Raw genomic sequence first — 23,551 nt, forward strand, 5'->3', positions numbered from 1 at the left:
GCCTCCCACGGCCACCCTTACGGTGAAGGTCACTTCAGCGGTGCCGAGCCGCGCGACCCGAGGACACCCCATGCCGATCAGCACCGTCCGGACCGTCACCTACCGGGAGGACGGGGACACACCCCAACTCCTCGATGTGTACGGGCCCGAGGGCGCCCCGGCGGTGCTGCTGTGGCACGGCATGGGCCCGGACACGCGGTTCGAGGTCGCGACGCTCGCCGCGGAGACCGCCTCGCACGGGCTGACCGTCTTCGTGCCCGACTGGCGTTCGGACGCACCCGACGGCGGCCGCGCGCAGCTGCTCGCGTCCCTGCGATACGTACGGGAGAACGCGGCCGGTGCCGACGCCGCGGGGCGGCTCGTGGTGGCGGGCTGGTCGGTGGGGGCGGGGGCGGCGATCGGCACCGCGCTGCGCCCCGACCTGATGGACGGCTTCGTGCCGAAGGCCGTCGTGGGCATCGCCGGTCTGTACTCGCGGTCCGGGCGCAGCACGGGTTCCGTCCCGCTGGAGGACCTGGCCGCGGCCGAGGGGCCCCGCGTGCCCGCCGTCCTGATCCACGGCACGGCGGACACGGTGGTGGAGAGCCACCATTCGCGCACCTTCGCCGCCGAGCTGGAGAAGCGCCAGTGGCCCGTGTCCCTGCACGAGGCGGACACCGACCACGCGGGCATCGTCATGACCTGCTACGACCCGGCCCTCGGCCACTGTGTGCCCGCGACCGGCGCCGACGCCCTGCGGGCCGGCCGCGAGACGGCCCGGCTCATCGCGGCGGCGGCCCTCACCGGAGCGGCCTGACCCGGCCGACCCGGAACGTCGTCGGCCCTGCTGTGCACCCGGGCGCAGGAGCGACCCGGTCCGCCCCTCCCGGACCTGGGCCCACCCGCCGCGCGCCCAGGCCCGTACCGCTCCCGCCGGCGGGGCCGGGTCCCTCCCACGCGCGGGTCGCACCCGGTCGGCGCCGGGCCCTGGCGGGCCGGGACGGCGGCTCGCGTGGCTGGTGGCGGCGGCTCGCGTGGCTGCCGGCGGCGGCTCGCGTGGCTGCCGGCGGCGGCTCGCGTGGCTGCCGGCGGCGGCTCGCGTGGCTGGTGGCGGCGGGTTCGCCCATGCTGGACGGGTGATGACCGTCCTGCTCGTAGCCACTGACGAGGAAGCCGCGCTGTTGCGTGAGCGCATTCACCGCAACCACCACTTCCGCGTGATCTCGCACACCCCGAGCCCCCGGCTCGCTCTGGCACAGGCCCATGTCCTGCTGCCCGACGTCACCGTCCTCGACCCGAGCATGCACGGCGACAGCGATCCGGCCGCCCTGTTCATCGGGCTGCGCTCGCTGACCCCGCCCAGCGGAGTCATCCTGCGGACGACCCCCGCCACCGCCGTGCTGCCCGAACTGCACGCCGTCCTGGAGGAGGGGGCGGTACATCTGGCGGCGCGGGACGACCAGGACGCGCTCATGGACGCGCTGATCACGATCGGGCGGCGCCGGGAGAGCTGCGACCCGGACCAGTGAGCCGCGCGCGGCCCCGGCGCCGCCGGTCCCCGTGGGGTCGCGCCACGCGGGCTGCGGTGGGGCGCGGGATGCTGAAGTGGCGCATGCGTCGGTATGCCGACATTCCCGGGAGCGAGGGCTCCTGGGACTGCGGACGCACCGTCGCGCGGCCCACCTCCGGCGGGAGCTGAGCCGTCCCGCGGTTCAGGAGGCCGTCGCGCCCGCCCTGCCGACGACCAGCCATCTCGACGGCAGCTCGATGCGACGGCCGTCGGCCGTGTACTCCGTGCTGATGAGCGGGAGTTGGCCCTCGGCCACCACCGTCAGACCCGCGTCGGTGAGGAGCTGCCCGAGGGCGGCGTCCGAGACCTCGGCCGGCGCGAGCCCGTGCGCGAAGACGGGGCGGAGTTTGGGCGGCGGGCCCTGCGGGCTCTGGGCCAGACCTGCCAGGACCGCCTTCGCGGCCTCGGCGAGCTCCACCACGAAGGCCCGCCCGTGCTCCCCGAGCAGCGTGGCGATGGCATCGGCCACCGGCTGCCGGTCGACGGGATCGCACTGGTGCAGTACGCCGCGTACGTACACGTTGGCGTCACCGAGGCGGCCGTGCAGTTCCGCCACGGCCTTGGGGTCGGTGGCGTCCAGCTGCTCGAACTCGGCCTCCCCGTCCGGGTCCTGGCCCCGGGCGTGCTCGACGGCGGCGAGCGAGAGATCGACGCCGGTCACCTTCGGATAGCGGGCGGCGAGATAGCGGGTCTGGGTGCCGTTGCCGCAGCCGAGGTCCACCAGGGGCAGGTCGGGGCGGTCGATGCGGGCGGCGAAGTGGGCGAGGTGACGGGCTGCGGTCAGGGCGGGTTCCGCGTCCCAGAAGACCGCACCCTGCTCGTCCGGCGCCTCTCGCCAGAACCCTTCCCAGGCGTCCAGATACTTGCTCGTCACGCTCATGACCGACTCCCCAGGCAGCATGCACAGTGTCAAGATCGGTGTACCCCGCGGGGCGCACGCCGGACAAGAAGCGTGCCGATACCTTCACCAGCCGTTCGACCAGGCGAAGTTGGGGCGTGTCGGGGCGCAGCCGGAGGCCACCCTGCCCGTACGCCGCGGGAGTACTGGCACGAACAAAGCCCCGTGCGCGGGGAGTTGGGGAGCGCCGCCCGTGGCCGCCCGGCGGGGCCCGTGCCCGCGCTCCGGGGCCCGTGCCCGCGCTCCGGGGCAGGAGGTCAGCGCGTGCGGCGCCCCGTGCGGCGCGGGAGTGCCACGTCGAACCAGACGGTCTTGCCGCTGCCGGTGCGGCTGGTGCCCCACTCGCGGGCGAGCGCGTTGACGACGCGCAGGCCCCGGCCCGTCTCGTCGTCCGGGCCCGCGCTCAGGAGCGTGGGCAGCATGTGGTCGTCGTCGACCACCTCGCACAGCAGCGCTTCGCTGCGCACCAGACGCAGCTCCACCCGATGGCCGTGTGCGTGCCGGACGCCGTTCGTGACGACCTCGCTGACCAGCAGCTCCACGGTTTCGGCGACCTCCGAAAGGCCCCACTGGGCGAGCTGTTCGCGGACCAGGCGGCGGGCCCGGCCGACCTCGCGCGGGTCCGCGTCCAGGCGCCATTCGGCGACGTCCTCGCGGGCGATGCCGTTGAGCCGGGCCAGGAGCAGCGCGACATCGTCCTTGCGGCCGCCGCAGGTGTTGAGGGCGCGGATGATCGTGTCGCAGGCGTCGTCCATGGAGGCCGCCGGGTGGGCGGCGGACTCGCAGAGCGTGGCGAGGCCGACCCCTATGTCCTCGCCACGCACCTCGACGAGCCCGTCGGTGCACATGACGAGCCGGTCGCCGGGTTCGACCCTGATGCGGGCCGTCTCGAACGGCACTCCGCCGACGCCGATCGGGGCGCCGGTGGGCAGTTCGAGGAGTTCGCTGCGGCCGTCGGCCGACCGTACGATCACCGGTGGCACATGGCCCGCGTTGGCCATCAGGAGCTCGCCCCTGATCGGGTCGTAGACCGCGTACAGGCAGGTGGCGAGGTAGTGCTCGCCCAGGCGCTGGGCCAAGTCGTCGAGATTGCGCAGGAGTTGGTCGGGCGGCAGGTCGAGCGCGGCCATCGTCTGCACCGCCGTGCGCAACTGCCCCATCATGGCGGCCGAGTTGAGGCCGTGACCCATGACGTCGCCGACCACCAGGGCAGTGCGTGAGCCGGGCAGCTTGATCGAGTCGAACCAGTCGCCTCCGACCCGGCCGAGCAGGGTGCCGGGCAGATAGCGCGTGGCCGTGTCGCAGCCGGCCATGCGCGGGGTGACCTGCGGCAGCATCGAATCCTGGAGGGTGTCGGCGACGCTCTCCTGGTAGGTGTACATGCGGGCGTTGTCGAGGACGAGCCCGGCGCGGGCGGCCAGTTCGGCGCCGGTGACACGGTCCATGTCGTTGAACTCGGCCCGCTCGGCGTGCCGCAGCAGGACCATGAAACCGAGCACCACGTTGCGCGCCTTGAGCGGTACGACCAGCATCGAGCGGCCGTTGATGAGCGGACGGATGTCGCGCTTCTCGAACTGCGAGGCGATGGCGGTGCCCATCTGCTCGCTGATCCGGGGCACCAGGACGGGGTCGCCCGACGTCATGCACTGGAAGAACGGGGTGTGCGCGGGGAACGGCATGGACTCGCCGACCGGCACCACGTCGTCCCAGCGGCCCGGGGCGTCGACGTGCTCGACGGCCACCCGGTGCCACAGGGTCCGCTCGTCGGGCGGCCCGTCGAGGAAGCCCTCGCCCGCGATGACCTGCTCGCGCAGATAGGTGCCCGCGACGTCGGTGAAGCGCGGCACGACGGCCGCGCTGACCTCCTGGATGGTGCGGGACAGATCGAGGGAGGAACCGATACGGCCGCTGACCTCGTTGAGGAATTCGAGCCGCTCGCGGACCGCCGCGTATTCGAGGTCGGCAGCGAACTCGGGCGCGGGCCCCTGGGGCTGGGTGACCGGCTCCAGGGGGTGGCGGCGCCGTGCGGCCCGGTGCTCGGCGCGCCGGGGCACGCCCCAGTCGGGGGTGACCGGCACGCGGTCGTGCTGGCTGAACTCCAGCACGGGATAGCCCAGTTCAAGGACCTGGGACACTATCCGGGAGCTCTCGCCGACGCTCATGCTGGGCAGGATCTCGGGCAGCCGCCGGGCCAGCTCGTCGGCGCCGGGGAAGTCGGTGTGCAGGGCGAAGCCGGGAGCTATCCGCTCGACCGAGGCGTCGTCGCCATCGCCGTCCTCCTGGAACTGCCGGGCGTCGGCCGCGAGCACCAGCAGCCGCTCGGACCCGGGCCCGACCAACGGGTAGGCCCACCACAGCACATCGGTACGCTCCCGGCCCGGTTCGGACAGGGTGGCGCGGCCGGCGCTGGGGTAGGCGGTGCGCCCGGCGAGCGGCGCGTCGAGCCCGGGGCCGAACTCGTCGAACACGTCGTAGTCGTCGTAACTCTGCTCCAGGGCCCCGGAGACGGGCAGCAGATCGGCGGCCGGCCTGCCGACCGCCTCCTCCTTGCCGGGGCCGAACAGCCTGCGGGCACCCGAAGACCAGTGCGACACGAGGCCGTCACCGTCCACGACGATCACGGCGAGCGGGATCCGGCCGGCCGCGGCAAGCTGGTGCGGCAGCTTCGGCGGAGTACCACTGTCCATGGGTGGAAGGCTCCTTCCCCGCCGCGAGGAACGGCGGCTGTCCCACCACCGTACGGGGTCCGCGGTGCCGCGCGGGAGCCAACCTGTGAATGGGCGTGCGCCCGCGCGCACATGCCGGGCGCATTGACCAAAGGTCAGTCCTCGTGCCCCAGTTGAAGGTCCCGCTCGGTCCGCCCCCCGCCCGCGACCTGGAGCACCGTGGCCACCGGCGGGTACCCCGCCGCGATCACCGTGTACTCGCCCGAGGACAGGTCCACGAAGCGGAAGGTGCCGTCGGGGCCCGTGGTGAGGGTGTCGACCACGTTGCCCGCGGCGTCCAGCAGGGTGACCCTCGCGTCCTCGACCGGGCGGCCGCCGCCCGCGCGGACCGTGCCGCGCAGGACCGCTCCCCCGGCCAGCTCGATGTCCTGGCGGGTCTCGCGGGAGGCCTGGACGCTGACCGGGAGGGCGGCGGGGCGGAAGGCGGGGGCGCTGGCGGCCAGGGTGTACTCGCCCGCCACCAACTCCCCGATGACGTAAGTCCCTTCGCGTCCACTGCGGGTCGCGGAGACGACCTCGCCGCGTACGTCGGTGAGGGTGACGGCGGCGTCCCGTACGGGAGTGCCGTCGGCGGTGACCACCGTCCCGGCGAGGCGGCCCGCGCCGCCGAGCACCACGTCGAGGTCCACCGGGCGCTCGCCCACGGTGACGGCGACGGCCTGCGGCTGGTGACCGCCGGCCGCGGCGATCAGGACGTAGGAGCCGGCGCCGGGCACGCTCAGCGCGTACCGCCCGTCCGCACCGCTGGCGCCGCGCCCGACCTGCTGGCCGCGTACGTCGACGAGGGTGAGGGCGGCGCGCGGCACGGTGCTGCCGTCGTGGTGCTGGACGGTGCCGGTGACCGGAACGCCGCTGACGTAACCGGAGGTGGGCGCGGTGCGGGCGTGGGGCAGGGGTGCGGTGTCGCCGATGGGGGCGTTCTCGGTGGCGGGGGCGTTGTGGGACACCAGCGGTTTCTCCTTGAGGAAGAAGGCGAGGACGAAGCCGAGCACGAGCACCGGCACGAGGTAGAGGAAGATCCGCGGCATGGCGTCGGCGTACGCCCGGATGTACCCGTCGCGCAGCGCGGGCGGCAGGGCGTGCACCAGTTGCGGGGTGATCGACTCGGGGTCGGGCAGACGGGCTCCGGCCGGAAGGCGTTCGGTGAGCGCGTGGGCGAGGCGATTGGTGAACAGGGTGCCGAAGATCGCCGCGCCGACGCTGCCGCCGATCTGCCGGAAGTAGTTGTTGGCGCTGGTGGCGGTGCCAAGGTCGGCGGGGGCCACCGCGTTCTGCACGGCGAGCACCAGGACCGGCATGACCAGGCCGATGCCCGCGCCGAGCACGGCCATCCAGAGGCTGTAGTCGAGGCGCGGGGTGTCGGTGCCGAGCTTGGAGAGCAGCCACATGCCGACCGCGGAGATCGCGCCGCCGAGGATCGGGTAGATCCGGTAGTGACCGGTCCGGCTGATGAGCTGACCGGAGATGATCGAGGCGCCGACGATGCCGCCCATCATGGGCAGCACCAGCAGTCCGGACTCGGTGGCGCTGGCCCCGTCGACCATTTGCAGATAGGTCGGCAGGTAGCTGGCGGCGCCGAAGAGCGCGACGCCGATGACCGCGCCGACGAGCCCGGAGATGTTGAAGATCGAGTCGCGGAACAGCCGCAGCGGGATGACGGGTTCGGCCGCGAAGTTCTCGACGACCAGGAACAGCAGGGTCGTTCCGGCGGCGCCCGCGGCGAGTCCCAGGATGGTGCGCGAGCCCCAGGCGTACTCGGTGCCGCCCCAACTGGTCAGCAGGACCAGGCAGGTTGAGGCGGCGGCGAGCAGCAGCATGCCGAGTACGTCGAGCCGGGGCCGCACGCGGGGCCGGGGCAGTTTCAGTACGACGGTGATCACGGCGAGGGTGACCAGGCCGAACGGCACGTTGATGTAGAAGCACCAGCGCCAGGAGGCGTGGTCGGTGAAGAAGCCGCCGAGCAGCGGACCGGCCACCGAGGCGAGCCCGAAGACGGCGCCGATCAGGCCCATGAACCGGCCGCGCTGTCGGGGCGGCACGATGTCCGCGATGATCGCCTGGACACCGATCATGAGGCCGCCGCCGCCGATGCCCTGCATCGCGCGGAAGGCGATCAGCTCGTTCATCGTGCGGGACCAGCCGGCGAGCGCCGAGCCGATCACGAACACGACGATCGCGAACTGGAAGACGGGCTTGCGCCCGAAGAGGTCGCCGAGCTTGCCGTAGATCGGCAGTCCGATGGTCGAGGCGAGGAGGTAGGCGGTGACGGCCCAGGAGACCTTGTCCAGGCCGTGCAGATCGCCGACGATCTTGGGCAGCGCGGTCGCCACGATCATCTGGTCGAGCGCCGCGAGCAGCAGGGTGAGCATCAGCCCGAGGAAGACCGTCCGCACCCGGCGCGGGTCCAACGCGGCCTCGGGCTGCGGGAGTTGGTCCTCCGGTGGTGGTGCCGGGACCGGAACGGGCTCGACAGCCCGCTCGTCGTCCTTCACCAGAGTGATCCCGCCCACGTAACTCTCCCCTCGTCGCGCTTGCGCCGAGGCATTTCTCGCATTGGCCGACATCCGGGGCAAGCGAGACGAGGGGGGCGACGGGCGTGCGCCGGGGGCTTAAGCGCTGGCGGGAGCACCTACGGCGCACAACGGGCCGGAACGGAAATCCACCCGAACCGGTGACCGTACGAAAGGGTTCGAGCGGGCTACTTCTCGACCTCGGCGGCGAGCTTGGCGAGGATCGCGTCGTAGATGCGGCCAAGTCCCTTGGGCGCGAAGGTCCTTTCGAAGAAACCGCCGACGCCGCCCGCGCCGTTCCACACGGTGCTGACGACGACCTTGGAGCGGCCCTCGCCCGCGGGCGTCACGGTCCAGGTGGTGACCATGGACGAGTTGCGGTCCTTCTCGACGAGCTGTCCGTCGGTCGGCTCGGTGACCTCCAGGAGGCAGTCGCGGACGCGCTTGCTGGTGGCCTGGAGCTTCCAGTGGACGAGGGTGCCCTCGCCGTCGCCGCCCTCGCGGACCTCGTACTCGCTGAAGTGCTCCGGCAGGAGCTTGGGGCGGCCGTCCTTGTAGTCGGCCAGCATGTCGAACACGGTCTCCGGATCCGCCGTGACGATCCGCTCCGTCGTGGCCTCGACCTGCGCCATGGCTTTTCCTCCAGCACTTGTGTTTCCGGGGTTCGGGGTGGGCCAAGCCAACCACCTCGGGGTCTCCGGTCATAATCCGGGTTGCGATCAAGAAGGGAACATGTGTTCTATTCAGGGGTGGGCGTGACCGAACAGGGCCCACGGGAACGGAGGAGGCGTTCATGCGCTGGGAGAATCTCGCCGACGACGACGCCCCGGAGGCCGCGGGCCGCACCGCCGCGCTGTTCGCCGCGGACACGGTGACCACCCGCACGTTCGACACCCCCGAGTTCCGCGGGATCACCTTCCACGAGATCCGGGCCCGCTCGATCGTCAACCGGGTGCCGGGCGCCTCGCGGATGCCGTTCGAATGGACCGTCAACCCCTATCGCGGCTGCTCGCACGCCTGCGTGTACTGCTTCGCCCGCAAGACGCACAGCTATCTGGACCTGGACACGGGCCTCGGCTTCGACTCGCAGATCGTGGTGAAGGTGAACGCCCCCGAGCTGCTGCGCGGGCATCTGGCCTCGCGCCGCTGGCAGGGCGCGCACATCGCGATGGGCACCAACGTCGACTGCTACCAACGTGCGGAGGGCCGCTACCAGCTGATGCCCGGCATCATCGCCGCACTGCGCGACCACGCGAACCCGTTCTCCATCCTGACCAAGGGCACGCTCGTCCTGCGCGACCTGGAACTGCTCAAGCAGGCGGCCCAGGTGACCGAGGTGGGCATTTCGGTCTCGGTGGGCTTCGTCGACCGGGAGCTGTGGCGCACGGTCGAACCGGGCACCCCGGCCCCCGAGCGCAGGCTCGACGTGGTCCGCACACTGACCGAGCACGGCATCGGCTGCGGGGTCCTGATGGCGCCGGTGATCCCCTTCCTCGGCGACCACCCCGACCAACTGCGGGCCACCGTGCGGGCGATCGCCGCCTCGGGCGCCACCTCGGTGACCCCGCTCGTGCTCCATCTGCGGCCGGGCGCACGCGAATGGTTCATGGCGTGGCTGGGACAGCACCATCCCCACCTGGTGCGGCGCTACGAGCGGCTGTACGCGGAGGGCGCGTACGCGCCGAAGTGGTACCAGCGCCGGATCACCGGCCAGGTGCACGAGCTCGCCACCGAGTTCGGTATCGGCCCGGCGCACCGGGGCGCCGCCCGGCGCATCCCGGTCGTCCAGGCGCCCGCCGAGCCGGAACCGACCCAGCTCACGCTGCTCTGAACAGGACGGACACCCCCAACTCCGGGGTCCGGGCCCGATTGTCAGTGGCGTGCGCGAGGATGGTGACCATGACTTCACCGACGCGCATCCTGGCCCCCGAAGGCATCGCTCCCGGCAACGGCTACAGCCATGTGGTCTGGGGCACCGGCCGGTTCGTCGCGATATCGGGGCAGTGCGCGCTGGACGAGAAGGGGGCGGTGGTCGGCGAGGGCGACGCACGGGCGCAGGCCGACCAGGTCTTCGAGAACCTGCGCCGCTGCCTGGCCGCGGCGGGCGCCACGTTCGAGGACGTGGTGAAGCTGACCTACTTCGTCACGGACGTGGCGCACCTGCCCGCCGTGCGCGCCGCCCGGGACGCCGTGATCTCCCCCGACCAGTTGCCGGCCAGCTCCGCGGTCCAGGTCAGCGCGCTGTTCCGGCCCGAACTCCTGGTGGAGATCGAGGCGTTCGCGGTGACGGACCCGGCCGATCACGCCTGAGCTGCCCCGCCCCGCCCCGAGCGCTTCCGACGGCGCTAGCGCCCCCGGCCCGCCTGGATCCGGCGCAGCGCCCAGGCCGCCGAGCGGGCGAGCCTGGGGTGGGCCAGGGCTTCGTTGAGCACCTCGACGGCCTGCTTGTCGCCGAGCTCGCCCAGCCCCTCGATGCAGGCCGTGGCCACGCGTCCGTAGGGGTTGTGCGGCGAGAGCAGCGGACGCAGGGTCTTGATCAGGGCCGGTACGGACTCCGGGGCGCGCAGCGCGGTGAGCAGCCGTACGGGGTGCAGCGCGTAGGCGGTGCGCAGCTCATTGGTGGCGAGGGCCGCGGCGGCACGCGCGGTGCGCGGGTCGCCGAGCTTGGCCAGCGCGTACGCCGCGGTCACACAGCGCTCCGGGTCGCGGTGGTTGAGCAGCAGGATCAGCGACTCGAAGGCCCGCCGGTCCCCCGCGACGCCGAGCCGGAACGCCGCGATCTCCCGTGCCCAGAGCGGGCGTTCGGGCTCGATGAGCACCGCCGCCAGTTCGCCCTGGTCGACGGTGGCGATCAGCCGCTCGTACGCCGCTGATCCACCGCTCTCGCCCCGCACCCGGTCCACCAGGGACCGGAACTCCTCGTCCATGTCCAAAAGCCTAGTAGCGCAAGGGCGTTGGCACCCCAAGGATGATCGGATCCCGGCGTCCGCCGGGAAAATGCCACGGGCAAGGAGCGGTTCCATGGAGCCCAACGGTGTCCCCGCGCGGGATGAACGCCCCGCGCGCCCCTGGTTACCCGGCCGCCGGGCCGAGCGCGACCCGGCCCCGGCGACGTGTCCGGACGAGAGCTGCACAGCCGGCCCGACGGACGCCACCGCCGAGGTGCTCGACCTCTGCACCGCGGCCGAGCGGGCCGTGCTCGGGGGCGATCCGTCGCTCGCTCCCGACCTCCTGCTCGCCGCGGCGCTGCGCGGCTGGCGGGCGCGGACGGGAGCGGCCGCGCGCGAACGCATCGCCGCCCTGGCGGCGTCACCGGCCGGGCAGGAGCCGGGCATCCGCCGGATCGCGACCCTCGCCCTGGCCCAGCCAGTGCGTCAAGCCGCCTGGGTGATGGGCGAGTTGGGCCGGTTCCGTGCGGAGCAGATGAGCGACGCCGAAGATCTGCGGCTGCTCGGTACGGCCGCGCACGCCGTGGGCGAACCGGTGCTCGCGGCGGACTTCCTCGACCGCGCGGAGTCGTTGCTCCGCGCTCAGGACCGGCTCGGCCCGCTCCCTTGCGTCCTCGCGACACAGGCCCGGGCCCTGCTCGATCTCGGCGACCGGCACCGGGCCGCCCGGGCCGCCGAGGAGATCCGCCGGCTCACCTCCGCCCCGGGGCACGAGGCGTGCACGGTGGAGGCGGTGACGACCGGGGCGCAGGCCGCGGCCCTGCGCGGAGACACCGAAGCCGCACTGCTCCTCGTGGACCGGGCCGCGGGCCACAGCGCCGAGGCAGGCGCGCGGGTGCGCCTGGTGCGGGGCATCGCCGCCTGCGCGGACGGGCGGTACGAAGCGGCGTACGACCTGCTGCGGGGGCTGTTCCCCGAGGAGGACGGACCCGATCCCGGTGCGCCCGGTCCGTACGGGGTCGGTCTCGACCCGCCCGAGGGGGACGGGCAGGGTTCCGACTCGCCCGCGCCGGACGGCGGTTCGCCGTGCCGTGACAGTTTCGGCGCGATCGGCTTCCTGGCCGAGGCCGCCCTGCACCTGCGGCGCCGGGGCGACGCCGCGGCGGTGGCCGGCTCCCTCGCGCGGCGCACCGCGGGCTCCCCGGCCTCCTTGCTCCGCGTCCAGCTGCGGTACGCGGCCGCGGTGCTTGCCGACGACGTGGAGGCGGAGACCCTGTTCCGGCGGGCCCTCGCGGACAACCTGGCCCGCTGGCCGTGGCCGCGGGCCCGGGCCGAGTGCGCGTACGGCCGCTGGCTTCGCCTGCAGCGCAGGACCGCCGAAGCGCGCCCGCTGCTGCGGTCCGCGCGGCTCGCCTTCGAGCGGATCGGCGCCCGGCCGTGGGCGGAACGGGCCGCCGACGAACTGCGGGCCGCGGGTGAACCGCCCCGGCCGTCCGGCTGACCGGACCCCCGACGACCGGTCGGGGGCCAGTCGGCGAAGGGCCCCGCCCCGCCCCCGCCCCCGTCCCCGTCCCCGGGGCCGCCCTCGCCCCGCCCCTCGCCCCGTGGTCGACCCGTCCTCGACCAGGGCGAGCCAGATCACACACACAGGTGGCACCGCGGGTCTGGCGCGCTCGTTACTCGCCGGTTAACCTCAAGTGAGCGGGTAACCCCCGCGACTCCGGTGGCCTGGTGACGCAGCCACCGCGAGTGATCGTCGGTTCGGCAGTTCTGTACGACGTGCCCCGGGACAGGGCCGTCGGCCTTTGCACCACGACACAACTCCCGCACGCCGTGCGCCCGTTGGCGTATTCGAGCGCCCCCTGATGCCGGTTGCGTGCGCCCTCTCTCAGTCGTCACTCATCCCTGGAGTCCCGTGATGGACGTCCCCCTGAACACTGTCGCCGTGGTCGGACTCGGCACGATGGGCACCGGCATCGCCGAGGTCCTGGCCCGCGCCGGGCGCGAGGTCATCGGCATCGACATCAGCGAGCGCGCCGGCCGCCAGGCCGTGGCCGCCCTGGAGGCCTCCACGGCCCGCGCGGTGGCCCGTGAGCGGATCACCCCGCAGGAGCGCGGTGACATCCTCGCCCGGTTCCGTACCTTCACCGACCTCCAGGCCGCGGCCGAGGCCGAGCTCGTCATCGAGGTCGTGCCCGAGTCGTACGAGCTCAAGCAGCAGGTCTTCCACGCGCTCGACTCCATCGTCGCGCCCACCACGATCCTGGCGACCGGCACCAACGCCCTCTCGGTGACCCGGCTCGCCGCCGACTCCGCGCACCCCGAGCGCGTCATCGGCCTGCACTTCTTCAACCCGGCGCCCGCGATGAAGCTCGTCGAGATCGTGTCGTCCGTGCTCACCGCGCCCCCGGCCGTCGACGCGGTCACCGCGCTCGCCCTCGACCTCGGCAAGGAGCCCGTCGCGGTCGGCGACCGACCCGGCTTCGTCGCCGACGGGCTGCTCTTCGGCTACCTCAACCAGGCGGCCGCGATGTACGAGTCCAAGTACGCCTCGCGCGAGGACATCGACGCCGCGATGAAGCTGGGCTGCGGGCTGCCGATGGGCCCGCTGGAACTGCTCGACCTGATCGGCATCGACACCGCGCGGACCGTCCTGGAGGCGATGTACGCCTCCTCCCAGGACCGGCTGCACGCGCCCGCCCCCATCCTCGGCCAGCTCACCGAGGCGGGGCTGACCGGCCGCAAGCGGGGCCGCGGCTTCTACACGTACGAGGGCGAGGGCAGCTCGGTCGTGGTGCCCGACGCCCAGACGCCGGGCAGCATCGCGGGCGCGGGCGGCGGCCGGGAGATCCGCTCGGTCGGCGTGGCCGGCTCGGGCACCATGGCCTCCGGCATCGCCGAGGTCTTCGCCAAGGCCGGCTACCACGTGGTGCTCGCGGCGCGCAGCCTGGAGAAGGCGGAGACCGCCAAGTCCCGTATCGGCAAGTCGCTTTCGCGCTCCGTCGACAAGGGCCGGATCACCGCCGAGGCACGCGACGAGACCCTGAACCGGATCACGGCGGCGGGGGCGCTGGAGTCCTTCGCGGAGGTCGACCTCGCCGTCGAGGCGGTCGCCGAGGACCTGGAGGTCAAGCAGCAGCTCTTCGCGGCCCTGGACAAGATCTGCAAGCCGGGCGCGGTGCTCGCCACCACCACCTCCTCGCTGCCCGTGGTCGCGTGCGCCCGCGCCACCTCGCGCCCGCAGGACGTCATCGGGATGCACTTCTTCAACCCGGCCCCCGCGATGAAGCTCGTCGAGGTGGTCCGCACGGTGCTCACCTCCGACGAGGTGCACGCCACCGTCCGCGAGGTCACCGCGAAGATCCGCAAGCACCCGGTGGACTGCGGCGACCGTGCCGGATTCATCGTCAACGCGCTGCTCTTCCCGTACCTCAACAACGCGATCAAGATGGTGCAGGAGCACTACGCGACCCTGGACGACATCGACGCCGCGATGAAGCTGGGCGGCGGCTACCCGATGGGCCCGTTCGAACTCCTCGACGTGGTGGGCCTGGACGTCTCGCTGGCCATCGAGAAGGTGCTGCACGCCGAGTTCCGCGACCCGGGCCTGGCCCCCGCGCCGCTGCTCGAACACCTCGTCGCGGCCGGCTGCCTCGGCCGCAAGACGGGCCGCGGATTCCGCGAGTATGCCCGGCGCTGATCCGGAGGCGGGGTGGGGCGGGCTGCTCGAACCTCCGGGCAGCCCGCCCCCGTGGGCGCGACTTCCTGCGGATATGCAGTACGTTCGGTCCATGCCCCAGCCAGCCAGGTCCTCCCGTACGAACGCTGTGCCCGACGCCCCGGAAACCGCCGCGGGCAGCAGGGCGGCCGCGCAGCGCCTCAAGATGCGCCGCGAGCTGGCGGCCGCGGCGATGGACCTGTTCTCCGCGAAGGGGTACGAGGCCACCACCGTCGACGAGATCGCGGCTCGCGCCGGGGTCGCCCGGCGGACCTTCTTCCGTCACTTCCGTTCCAAGGAAGAGGCGATCTTCCCGGACCACGACGACACGCTGGTGCGTGCCGAGGCGGTCCTGAACGCGGCGCCGCCGCACGAGCATCCGCTCGACACCGTGTGCCGGGGCATCAAAGAGGTCATGAAGATGTACGCGGGCTCCCCCACGGTGTCCGTGGCCCGCTACAAGCTGACCCGAGAGGTGCCGACCCTGCGGGAGGCCGAGATCGCCTCGGTCGCCCGCTACGAGCGCCTCTTCACCCGCTATCTGCTCGGCCACTTCGACGAGCACGACCACCAGCCGGGGAACGACGACCCGCTGCTCGCGGAGGTCGCCGCCTCGGCGGTCGTCACCGCGCACAACCACGTGCTGCGCCGCTGGCTGCGGGCCGGCGGCCAGGGCGACGTGGAGAGCCAGCTCGACCACGCCTTCGCGATCGTGCGGGAGACCTTCGGCTCGGGCATAGGAGCGGGCCGTACGGCCAAGCCGCGAGCAGCCGCGGCGTCCGTGTCGACCAGCGACGAGGTGCTGGTCGCGGTGGCCCGCACGGACGCGCCGCTCGACGAGATCATGCAGAGCATCAAGCAGGCCCTCAGGGCCAAGTAGCACTCCGCCCGCACCGCCGATGGCCGGAGCTCCCTCCCGGGGCTCCGGCCATCGGCGTCTGCGCGTCCGCGGAGGACCCCGCTGGACCCTGCTGACCTGCAACGATCGATCATCGCTCATATGCGCGGGCCATTTCGCAATTGAGAGAAACTCTTGGCACGCAGTGTCTTGTCACTTGGCACCGGGTGCCATACGTTGATGTTGTCCGGGCGGTCGGCGGCCGGCGCAACCGCCATATGCCGACTGTCCCCACGAGCCGCCACTGGCGCGTGCGCCCGGACGCCTGCGTCACAGGCAACCCTCCCGCGCCCACCAGGCGCTGCCGCACTCGAACCACACCGCCGAACCGACGGCACACCTCCACAGCACCACCCCCGAAGACCCTCAACGCCCCTCAGGGGCGCTTCGACGGAGGCAACACCGTGAAGGAAATCCTGGACGCGATCCAGTCGCCGGAGTCCACCTCCGCCGACTTCGCCGCTCTGCCGCTCCCCGAGTCGTACCGCGCGATCACCGTGCACAAGGACGAGGCGGAGATGTTCGCCGGGCTCAGCACCCGCGACAAGGACCCCCGCAAGTCCCTGCACCTGGACGAGGTCGCGATCCCCGAACTCGGCCCGGGCGAAGCCCTGGTGGCCGTCATGGCCTCCTCGGTCAACTACAACTCGGTCTGGACCTCGATCTTCGAGCCCGTCTCGACCTTCAGCTTCCTGGAGCGCTACGGGAAGCTCAGCGAGCTCACCAAGCGGCACGACCTGCCGCACCACATCATCGGCTCCGACCTCGCCGGCGTCGTGCTGCGCACCGGGCCCGGCGTCAACGCCTGGCACCCCGGCGACGAGGTCGTGGCGCACTGCCTGTCGGTCGAGCTGGAGAGCTCGGACGGGCACAACGACACGATGCTCGACCCCGAGCAGCGCATCTGGGGCTTCGAGACGAACTTCGGCGGCCTCGCGGAGATCGCGCTCGTCAAGTCCAACCAACTCATGCCCAAGCCGAAGCACTTGAGCTGGGAGGAGGCGGCGGCGCCCGGTCTGGTGAACTCGACCGCGTACCGCCAGCTGGTCTCCCGCAACGGCGCCGGCATGAAGCAGGGCGACAACGTCCTGATCTGGGGCGCCAGCGGCGGACTCGGCTCCTACGCGACGCAGTTCGCGCTCGCGGGCGGCGCCAACCCGATCTGCGTGGTGTCCTCCCCGCAGAAGGCGGACATCTGCCGCTCGATGGGCGCCGAGGCGATCATCGACCGCAACGCCGAGGACTACAGGTTCTGGAAGGACGAGCGGACCCAGGACCCCAAGGAGTGGAAGCGCTTCGGCAAGCGCATCCGCGAGTTCACCGGCGGCGAGGACATCGACATCGTCTTCGAGCACCCCGGCCGGGAGACCTTCGGCGCGAGCGTCTACGTCACGCGCAAGGGCGGCACCATCACCACCTGCGCCTCCACATCGGGCTACATGCACGAGTACGACAACCGCTACCTGTGGATGTCCCTCAAGCGCATCATCGGTTCGCACTTCGCCAACTACCGCGAGGCGTGGGAGGCCAACCGCCTGGTGGCCAAGGGCAAGATCCACCCGACGCTCTCCAAGGTGTACTCCCTGGAGGACACCGGGCAGGCCGCCTACGACGTGCACCGCAACCTGCACCAGGGCAAGGTCGGCGTGCTCGCGCTCGCCCCGCGCGAGGGCCTCGGCGTCAGCGACCCCGAGCTGCGCGAGAAGCACATCGACGCCATCAACCGCTTCCGCAACATCTAGGCCCAGGACCATTCATGACAGAGCGTCAGAAGGATCGGCCGTGGCTCATGCGGACGTACGCGGGTCATTCGACCGCCGAGGCGTCCAACGAGCTCTACCGCAACAACCTGGCCAAGGGCCAGACGGGTCTGTCGGTCGCGTTCGACCTTCCGACGCAGACCGGATACGACCCCGACCACATCCTCGCCCGCGGCGAGGTGGGCCGGGTCGGGGTCCCGGTGTCCCATCTCGGTGACATGCGGCGGCTGTTCCAGGACATCCCCCTTGAGCAGATGAACACCTCGATGACGATCAATGCCACCGCGATGTGGCTGCTCGCCATGTACCAGGTGGTCGCCGAGGAGCAGGGCGCGGACATCACCAAGCTCCAGGGCACCACCCAGAACGACATCGTGAAGGAGTACCTCTCGCGCGGGACGCACGTCTTCCCGCCGGGCCCTTCGCTGCGCCTGACGACGGACATGATCTGCTACACCGTCAACAACATCCCCAAGTGGAACCCGATCAACATCTGCAGCTACCACCTGCAGGAGGCGGGGGCCACCCCGGTCCAGGAGATCGCCTACGCGATGTCCACCGCCATCGCCGTGCTCGACTCGGTGTTCGCGTCGGGCCAGATCCCCGACGACCGCAAGGGCGACGTGGTCGCCCGCATCTCCTTCTTCGTGAACGCGGGCGTCCGCTTCGTCGAGGAGATGTGCAAGATGCGCGCCTTCGGCCGCATCTGGGACCGGATCACCCGGGAGCGGTACGGGATCGAGGACGCCAAGCAGCGCCGGTTCCGCTACGGCGTCCAGGTCAACTCGCTCGGCCTGACCGAGGCCCAGCCGGAGAACAACGTCCAGCGGATCGTCCTGGAGATGCTGGCCGTGACACTGTCCAAGGACGCCCGCGCCCGCGCGGTCCAACTCCCCGCCTGGAACGAGGCGTTGGGGCTTCCGCGCCCCTGGGACCAGCAGTGGTCGCTGCGCATCCAGCAGGTGCTCGCGCACGAGAGCGACCTGTTGGAGTACGAGGACATCTTCGCCGGGTCCCATGTGATCGAGGCCAAGGTGAGCTCCCTCGTCGAGGAGTGCCTGGCCGAGATCGACCGCATCCAGGAGATGGGCGGGGCGCTCGCCGCCGTCGAGTCGGGCTACCTCAAGTCGCAGCTCGTCTCCTCGCACGCCGAGCGCCGGGCCCGGATCGAGGCCGGCGAGGAGAAGATCGTCGGCGTCAACTGCTACGAGTCCACCGAGCCGAGCCCGCTCACCGCGGACCTGGACGGGGCGATCATGACGGTCGACCCGGCCGTCGAGGCCCGGGTGGTCGCCGCGCTGAAGAACTGGCGCGACACGCGCTACCAGCCGCCCTTCAACCACCCGCGGCCCTGCAAGGCCCTGGAGAAGCTGAAGGAGGCGGCCAAGGGCACCGGCAACCTCATGGAGGCGACCCTGGAGTGCGTGCGCTCCGGTGTCACGACCGGTGAGTGGTCCGAGGCGCTGCGGGAGGTGTTCGGCGAGTTCCGGGCACCCACCGGTGTCTCCTCGGCCCCGGTCGCGGTCACCGCGGAGGAGGGCACCCCCCTGGCCGCGGTCCGCGAGAAGGTGGCGCGAACGGCCGCCGATCTGGGCTCGGGCCGGCTGCGCCTGCTCGTCGGCAAGCCGGGTCTCGACGGGCACTCCAACGGGGCCGAGCAGATCGCGGTGCGGGCGCGGGACGCCGGCTTCGAGGTCGTCTACCAGGGCATCCGGCTCACCCCGGAGCAGATCGTGAGTGCCGCCCTCGCCGAGGACGTGCACTGTGTCGGCCTGTCCATCCTGTCCGGCTCGCACGCCGAACTCGTCCCGGACGTCCTGGTGCGTCTGCGCGAGGCGGGCGCGCCCGACATCCCGGTCATCGCGGGCGGGATCATCCCGCCGGCGGACGCCGAAGAGTTGCGCAAGGCGGGCGTGGCCGCCGTATTCACTCCCAAGGACTTCGGTATCACGGAGATCATCGGCCGTATCGTCGACGAGATCCGGAAAGCGAACAAGCTCGACCCGTTGGAGGTCCCCGCATGAGCACCACCCCCGTCAACCGGCTCCGCCCCCGCCGCTCCTGCCTCGCGGTCCCCGGGTCGAACCCCCGCTTCCTGGAGAAGGCCCAGGGCCTGCCGGCCGACCAGGTATTCCTCGACCTGGAGGACGCCTGCGCCCCGCTGGCCAAGCCCGAGGCGCGGCACACCATCGTCAAGTTCCTCAACGAGGGCGACTGGACGGGCAAGACGCGCGTGGTGCGCGTGAACGACTGGACGACCGAGTGGACGTACCGCGACGTCGTCACCGTCGTCGAGGGCGCGGGCCAGAACCTCGACTGCATCATGCTGCCGAAGGTGCAGGACGCCCAGCAGATCGTCGCCCTCGACCTGCTGCTCACCCAGATCGAGAAGACGATGGGCTTCGAGGTCGGCAAGATCGGCATCGAGGCGCAGATCGAGAACGCGCGCGGACTGAACAACGTCAACGCGATCGCGGAGGCCTCGCCGCGGACCGAGACGATCATCTTCGGCCCGGCCGACTTCATGGCGTCCATCAACATGAAGTCCCTGGTCGTGGGCGAGCAGCCGCCCGGGTACGGCGCGGACGCGTACCACTACATCCTGATGAAGATCCTCATGGCCGCGCGCGCCAACGACCTCCAGGCGATCGACGGTCCCTACCTCCAGATCCGCAACGTCGACGGCTACCGCGCCGTCGCCCAGCGTGCGGCCGCCCTCGGCTTCGACGGCAAGTGGGTGCTGCACCCGGGCCAGGTCGAGGCCTCGAACGAGATCTTCTCGCCGTCGCAGGAGGACTTCGACCACGCCGAGCTGATCCTGGACGCGTACGAGTACTGCACGTCCGAGGCGGGCGGCAAGAAGGGCTCGGCGATGCTCGGCGACGAGATGATCGACGAGGCCAGTCGCAAGATGGCCCTGGTCATCTCCGGCAAGGGGCGGGCGGCGGGCATGCAGCGCACGTCCAAGTTCGAGATCCCGGAGGCGTGAGCACCATGCAGTTCGGCCGTACCTATGAAGAGTTCGAAGTCGGCGCCGTCTACAAGCACTGGCCCGGAAAGACGGTCACCGAGTACGACGACCACCTGTTCTGTCTGCTCACCATGAACCACCATCCGCTGCACCTGGACTCCAACTACGCGGAGAACACGACCGACTTCGGCAAGAACGTCGTGGTGGGCAACTACATCTACTCGCTGCTGCTCGGCATGAGCGTGCCGGACGTCTCCGGCAAGGCGATCGCCAACCTGGAGATCGAGTCCCTGCGGCACGTGGCGCCGACCTTCCACGGCGACACGGTCTACGGCGAGACGACGGTCCTCGACAAGACCCCCTCGAAGTCGAAGAACGACCGCGGGATCGTCCACGTCGAGACGAAGGGCTACAAGCAGGACGGCACCCTGGTCTGCGTCTTCCGCCGCAAGGTGATGGTGCCGACCGAGACGTACATCAAGGAGCGCGGCGGCGAGCAGCCCGGCCGGCCCCTGCTCGTCGAGCCCGCCAAGAAGGCGGCCGAGAAGCCCGCCGAGAAGACGGAGAAGTAGCCATGGCCCGTCTCGCGCAGACCGCCGGTCTGACCGACGTCCAGCAGGAAATCCTGGCCACCGTGCGGGACTTCGTCGACAAGGAGATCATTCCGGTCGCGACCCAGCTGGAGCACAAGGACGAGTACCCGACGCAGATCGTCGAGGGGCTCAAGGAGTTGGGCCTGTTCGGCCTGATGATCCCCGAGGAGTACGGCGGCCTCGGAGAGTCGCTGCTCACCTACGCCCTGTGCGTGGAAGAGATAGCGCGTGGCTGGATGTCGGTGTCCGGCATCATCAACACGCACTTCATCGTGGCCTACATGCTCAAGCAGCACGGCACCCAGGAACAGAAGGACACCTTCCTGCCGCGCATGGCGCTCGGCGAGGTGCGCGGCGCGTTCTCGATGTCCGAGCCGGCGCTCGGCTCGGATGTGTCGGCGATCACTTCCAAGGGCGTCAAGGACGGCGACGAGTACGTCCTGAACGGCCAGAAGATGTGGCTGACCAATGGCGGAACGTCATCGCTCGTAGCCGTTCTGTGCCGGAGTGACGAAGGCCACCCCGAGGGCACCGCGCCCCACAAGTCGATGACGACCTTCCTGGTGGAGAAGGAGCCGGGCTTCGGCGAGGTCCGGCCGGGCCTGACAATTCCCGGCAAGATCGACAAAATGGGATACAAGGGCGTCGATACCACCGAACTGGTCATGGACGGACTGCGAATTCCGGCCAATCGCGTGCTCGGCGGGACCACCGGCCGAGGGTTTTACCAAATGATGGACGGCGTCGAGGTCGGCCGGGTCAACGTCGCGGCACGTGGCTGTGGAGTCGCTCAGCGTGCATTTGAGTTGGGTGTCTCCTATGCCCAGCAAAGGCACACTTTCGGAAAGCCGATCGCCCAGCACCAGGCCATCCAGTTCAAGCTCGCCGAAATGGCTACCAAGGTCGAAGCGGCGCATGCGATGATGGTCAATGCAGCACGCAAAAAGGACTCCGGGGAACGAAACGACCTCGAAGCAGGGATGGCGAAGTACCTCGCCTCCGAGTACTGCAAGGAGGTGGTGGAAGACGCGTTCCGCATTCACGGCGGTTACGGCTTCTCCAAGGAGTACGAGATCGAGCGCCTGTACCGCGAGGCGCCGATGCTGCTCATCGGTGAAGGTACCGCCGAGATCCAGAAAATGATCATTGGGCGTCGACTTCTTGAGGAGTACCGGTTCCAGGGTTGATTGTCGCTTTTGAGTCGGTCTGGCCGCGAAGAACATCACACCCTGTCATCGTCTTCCGGCCGCCGACTCGGCTTCTGGCTTGCCCAGTTGCGGCTCGCAACCGATACCATCGCCGGTAAACCTGCCGCCGTCCCCCGTTGCCAGCGCGGCATCATCCGCTACGAAGGTCATCCATGCCCCACAGCCAAACCTCTGCACCACGCGACGGCTTCCTCAAGGGACGCCTTGCTCGCGGAGCATCGCCGTGGCTTCTGCCGACCGTCGCCACCGCAGCCCTCAGCCTGGCCCGTTCGCGCCGCTCCAAGGGCGCCGCGATCGTGGCCGTACCCACCACCGCTCTCGCGGCGGGCATGCTGTGGTTCTTCCGCGACCCCGAGCGTGAGATCACGCAGGGGCGGGTCATCTCCCCCGCCGACGGTGTGGTGCAGAGCATCATGCCGTGGAAGGACGGGCGTACCCGCGTCGCGATCTTCATGAGCCCGTTGAACGTCCACGTCAACCGCGCGCCCCTCGCGGGCACGGTGACTTCGGTGGAGCACATCCCCGGTGGCTTCGTTCCGGCGTTCAACAAGGAGAGCGAGAACAACGAGCGCGTCGTCTGGCACTTCGACACCGAGCTCGGTGACATCGAGATGATCCAGATCGCCGGCGCGGTCGCGCGGCGCATCGTGCCGTACGTCCCTCAGGGCACCAAGGTGGAGCAGGGCGAGCGCATCGGCCTCATCCGCTTCGGCTCGCGGGTCGACATCTACCTCCCCGAGGGTGTCGAGGTCGCGGTCGAGGTCGGTCAGGCGACCACGGCGGGGGTGACTCGAATTGACCGTGATTGATCCCGAGACGCAGGCCGGCTGGGTCCCCGAGGCGGAGTCCGAGGACGACGTCGAGGACATGCCGCTCTCACTGAGGCTGTCGATAGCGGACACCCTCACGCTGGGCAACGCCACGTGCGGCTTCATGGCGGTGTACTTCACCACCACCGGCATCCTCATCCCGCACCTCTCCGGCAGCCAGGAGACCGGCATGGCGCGGCACTCCGCCGCGACCGCCGTGATCCTGATGCTGCTGGCCGCGATCTTCGACCTCTGTGACGGCCTGGTCGCCCGCAAGCTGCGCAGCTCCCCCATGGGCGCCGAGCTGGACAACCTCTCGGACCTCATCAGCTTCGGGCTCGCCCCGGCCTACTTCGTGCTCGTGTACGGCATGGTCGCGGACGACGCCCACCAGCGGGTCGCCGCGGTCGCGGCGATCACGGTGCTGCTCGCCGTGGTGCTGAGACTCGCGCGCTTCTCGTGCGTGACGCTGAAGGACGGCATGTTCCAGGGCATGCCGAGCCCGTTCGGCGCCCTCACGGTCGTCTCGATCGTCCTGCTGGAGCTGCCGTTCGTTCCGACGCTGCTCGCCGTCATCGGAGTCGCCTGGCTCATGGTGAGCCGGGTCGAGTACCCGAAGCCGCGGGGCATCCTCGCGGTGGCGATGCTCAGCTGGATCATCGGTGCGATGGGTCTGCTCGCGGCGTGGGCGTTCGACGCCCCCGGCGGTCAGACGCTGCTCCAGACCGGCTGTGCGCTGCAGATCGTCCTGGCCGCCACGATCCCCCTCTTCGCGACGGCCCGACGGGTGAACACCTTCCGCGACAACCGCCGCGAGGCGCGGGCAGCGCAGCTGCCCTAGTTCCTCACGGCGCTGGCAAGGGGCCCCGGGTTCTTGAACCCGGGGCCCCTTTCCGTGCTCCCGCACCGCCGTGCTCCGCCCAGTTTCGCGTGCGTGCGGGGCGGGCTGCTTTTGCTTGCCGGCGGGGCACGATACCGCTTGCCGGTTACTCGGCTGCGGGCCGTGGTCGCTTGTCGCGCAGT

At 71.0% G+C, this 23,551-nt stretch carries 19 protein-coding genes; 14 read left to right on the forward strand and 5 right to left on the reverse strand.

Going from position 1 to position 23,551, the window contains the following annotated elements:
- Window positions 1-70: 70 nt before the first annotated feature.
- Together IE267_RS18360 and IE267_RS18365 are read left to right on the forward strand one after the other, a co-directional pair.
- Window positions 71-796: an alpha/beta hydrolase gene (locus IE267_RS18360; RefSeq protein WP_189763952.1), complete on the forward strand. Its 726-nt coding sequence runs from the start codon at window positions 71-73 to the stop codon at window positions 794-796.
- 319 nt (window positions 797-1,115) lie between these two features.
- Window positions 1,116-1,508 carry a response regulator gene (locus IE267_RS18365; RefSeq protein ID WP_189763953.1) on the forward strand — a complete coding sequence of 131 codons (393 nt, stop codon included), beginning with the start codon at window positions 1,116-1,118 and terminating at the stop codon, window positions 1,506-1,508.
- Between the two features lie 183 nt (window positions 1,509-1,691).
- Here the strand turns inward: IE267_RS18365 and IE267_RS18370 are convergent, their stop codons facing one another.
- From IE267_RS18370 to IE267_RS18385, 4 genes are all read right to left on the reverse strand, one after another.
- A complete protein-coding gene (locus IE267_RS18370; RefSeq protein ID WP_167152546.1) occupies window positions 1,692-2,429 on the reverse strand; it encodes a class I SAM-dependent methyltransferase in 738 nt (245 codons plus the stop codon).
- A 275-nt stretch (window positions 2,430-2,704) separates the two neighbouring features.
- On the reverse strand, window positions 2,705-5,134 hold the full coding sequence (locus tag IE267_RS18375; RefSeq protein ID WP_189763954.1) for an ATP-binding SpoIIE family protein phosphatase: 2,430 nt from the start codon (window positions 5,132-5,134) through the stop codon (window positions 2,705-2,707).
- A 134-nt stretch (window positions 5,135-5,268) separates the two neighbouring features.
- Window positions 5,269-7,737: an MFS transporter gene (locus IE267_RS18380; protein ID WP_189763955.1), complete on the reverse strand. Its 2,469-nt coding sequence runs from the start codon at window positions 7,735-7,737 to the stop codon at window positions 5,269-5,271.
- A 134-nt stretch (window positions 7,738-7,871) separates the two neighbouring features.
- Window positions 7,872-8,315, reverse strand: coding sequence for an SRPBCC family protein (locus IE267_RS18385; protein ID WP_161246493.1), 444 nt, complete (start codon window positions 8,313-8,315; stop codon window positions 7,872-7,874).
- A gap of 161 nt (window positions 8,316-8,476) precedes the next feature.
- Here IE267_RS18385 and IE267_RS18390 point away from each other — a divergent pair, with 161 nt between their 5' ends.
- Window positions 8,477-9,514 carry an Rv2578c family radical SAM protein gene (locus IE267_RS18390; protein ID WP_167152549.1) on the forward strand — a complete coding sequence of 346 codons (1,038 nt, stop codon included), beginning with the start codon at window positions 8,477-8,479 and terminating at the stop codon, window positions 9,512-9,514.
- A gap of 68 nt (window positions 9,515-9,582) precedes the next feature.
- Window positions 9,583-9,993, forward strand: a complete 411-nt coding sequence (locus IE267_RS18395) for a RidA family protein (protein ID WP_161246497.1) — start codon at window positions 9,583-9,585, stop codon at window positions 9,991-9,993.
- A 35-nt stretch (window positions 9,994-10,028) separates the two neighbouring features.
- Here the strand turns inward: IE267_RS18395 and IE267_RS18400 are convergent, their stop codons facing one another.
- Window positions 10,029-10,610: an adenylosuccinate lyase gene (locus tag IE267_RS18400; protein WP_161246499.1), complete on the reverse strand. Its 582-nt coding sequence runs from the start codon at window positions 10,608-10,610 to the stop codon at window positions 10,029-10,031.
- Window positions 10,611-10,704: 94 nt separating this feature from the next.
- Here IE267_RS18400 and IE267_RS18405 point away from each other — a divergent pair, with 94 nt between their 5' ends.
- From IE267_RS18405 to pssA, 10 genes are all read left to right on the forward strand, one after another.
- A complete protein-coding gene (locus tag IE267_RS18405) occupies window positions 10,705-12,072 on the forward strand; it encodes a hypothetical protein (protein WP_189763956.1) in 1,368 nt (455 codons plus the stop codon).
- Window positions 12,073-12,489: 417 nt separating this feature from the next.
- Window positions 12,490-14,271 carry a 3-hydroxyacyl-CoA dehydrogenase family protein gene (locus IE267_RS18410; protein ID WP_189763957.1) on the forward strand — a complete coding sequence of 594 codons (1,782 nt, stop codon included), beginning with the start codon at window positions 12,490-12,492 and terminating at the stop codon, window positions 14,269-14,271.
- A 91-nt stretch (window positions 14,272-14,362) separates the two neighbouring features.
- The gene (locus IE267_RS18415; RefSeq protein ID WP_229861301.1) at window positions 14,363-15,169 is read left to right on the forward strand and encodes a TetR family transcriptional regulator; all 807 of its coding nucleotides are present in this window, start codon (window positions 14,363-14,365) and stop codon (window positions 15,167-15,169) included.
- A gap of 422 nt (window positions 15,170-15,591) precedes the next feature.
- Window positions 15,592-16,929 carry a crotonyl-CoA carboxylase/reductase gene (ccrA, locus tag IE267_RS18420; protein ID WP_161253685.1) on the forward strand — a complete coding sequence of 446 codons (1,338 nt, stop codon included), beginning with the start codon at window positions 15,592-15,594 and terminating at the stop codon, window positions 16,927-16,929.
- Window positions 16,930-16,943: 14 nt separating this feature from the next.
- Complete coding sequence (locus tag IE267_RS18425) at window positions 16,944-18,971, forward strand: ethylmalonyl-CoA mutase (RefSeq protein ID WP_167152552.1); 2,028 nt, start codon at window positions 16,944-16,946, stop codon at window positions 18,969-18,971.
- Window positions 18,968-19,936, forward strand: coding sequence for an HpcH/HpaI aldolase/citrate lyase family protein (locus tag IE267_RS18430; RefSeq protein ID WP_161253666.1), 969 nt, complete (start codon window positions 18,968-18,970; stop codon window positions 19,934-19,936). The genes IE267_RS18425 and IE267_RS18430 overlap by 4 nt, the downstream gene beginning before the upstream one ends.
- Window positions 19,937-19,941: 5 nt before the next feature.
- Entirely contained in the window at window positions 19,942-20,490 is a 549-nt protein-coding gene (locus IE267_RS18435) for a MaoC family dehydratase (protein WP_189764051.1), read from the forward strand.
- A 2-nt stretch (window positions 20,491-20,492) separates the two neighbouring features.
- A complete protein-coding gene (locus IE267_RS18440; RefSeq protein WP_161253663.1) occupies window positions 20,493-21,698 on the forward strand; it encodes an acyl-CoA dehydrogenase family protein in 1,206 nt (401 codons plus the stop codon).
- 173 nt (window positions 21,699-21,871) lie between these two features.
- Window positions 21,872-22,528: a phosphatidylserine decarboxylase gene (locus tag IE267_RS18445; protein WP_161253660.1), complete on the forward strand. Its 657-nt coding sequence runs from the start codon at window positions 21,872-21,874 to the stop codon at window positions 22,526-22,528.
- Window positions 22,515-23,369, forward strand: coding sequence for a CDP-diacylglycerol--serine O-phosphatidyltransferase (gene pssA / locus IE267_RS18450; protein WP_167152553.1), 855 nt, complete (start codon window positions 22,515-22,517; stop codon window positions 23,367-23,369). The genes IE267_RS18445 and pssA overlap by 14 nt, the downstream gene beginning before the upstream one ends.
- Window positions 23,370-23,551: the final 182 nt, after the last annotated feature.

Origin of the sequence: Streptomyces xanthochromogenes, assembly GCF_014650455.1 — a bacterium.
GTDB classification, from domain to species: domain Bacteria; phylum Actinomycetota; class Actinomycetes; order Streptomycetales; family Streptomycetaceae; genus Streptomyces; species Streptomyces xanthochromogenes.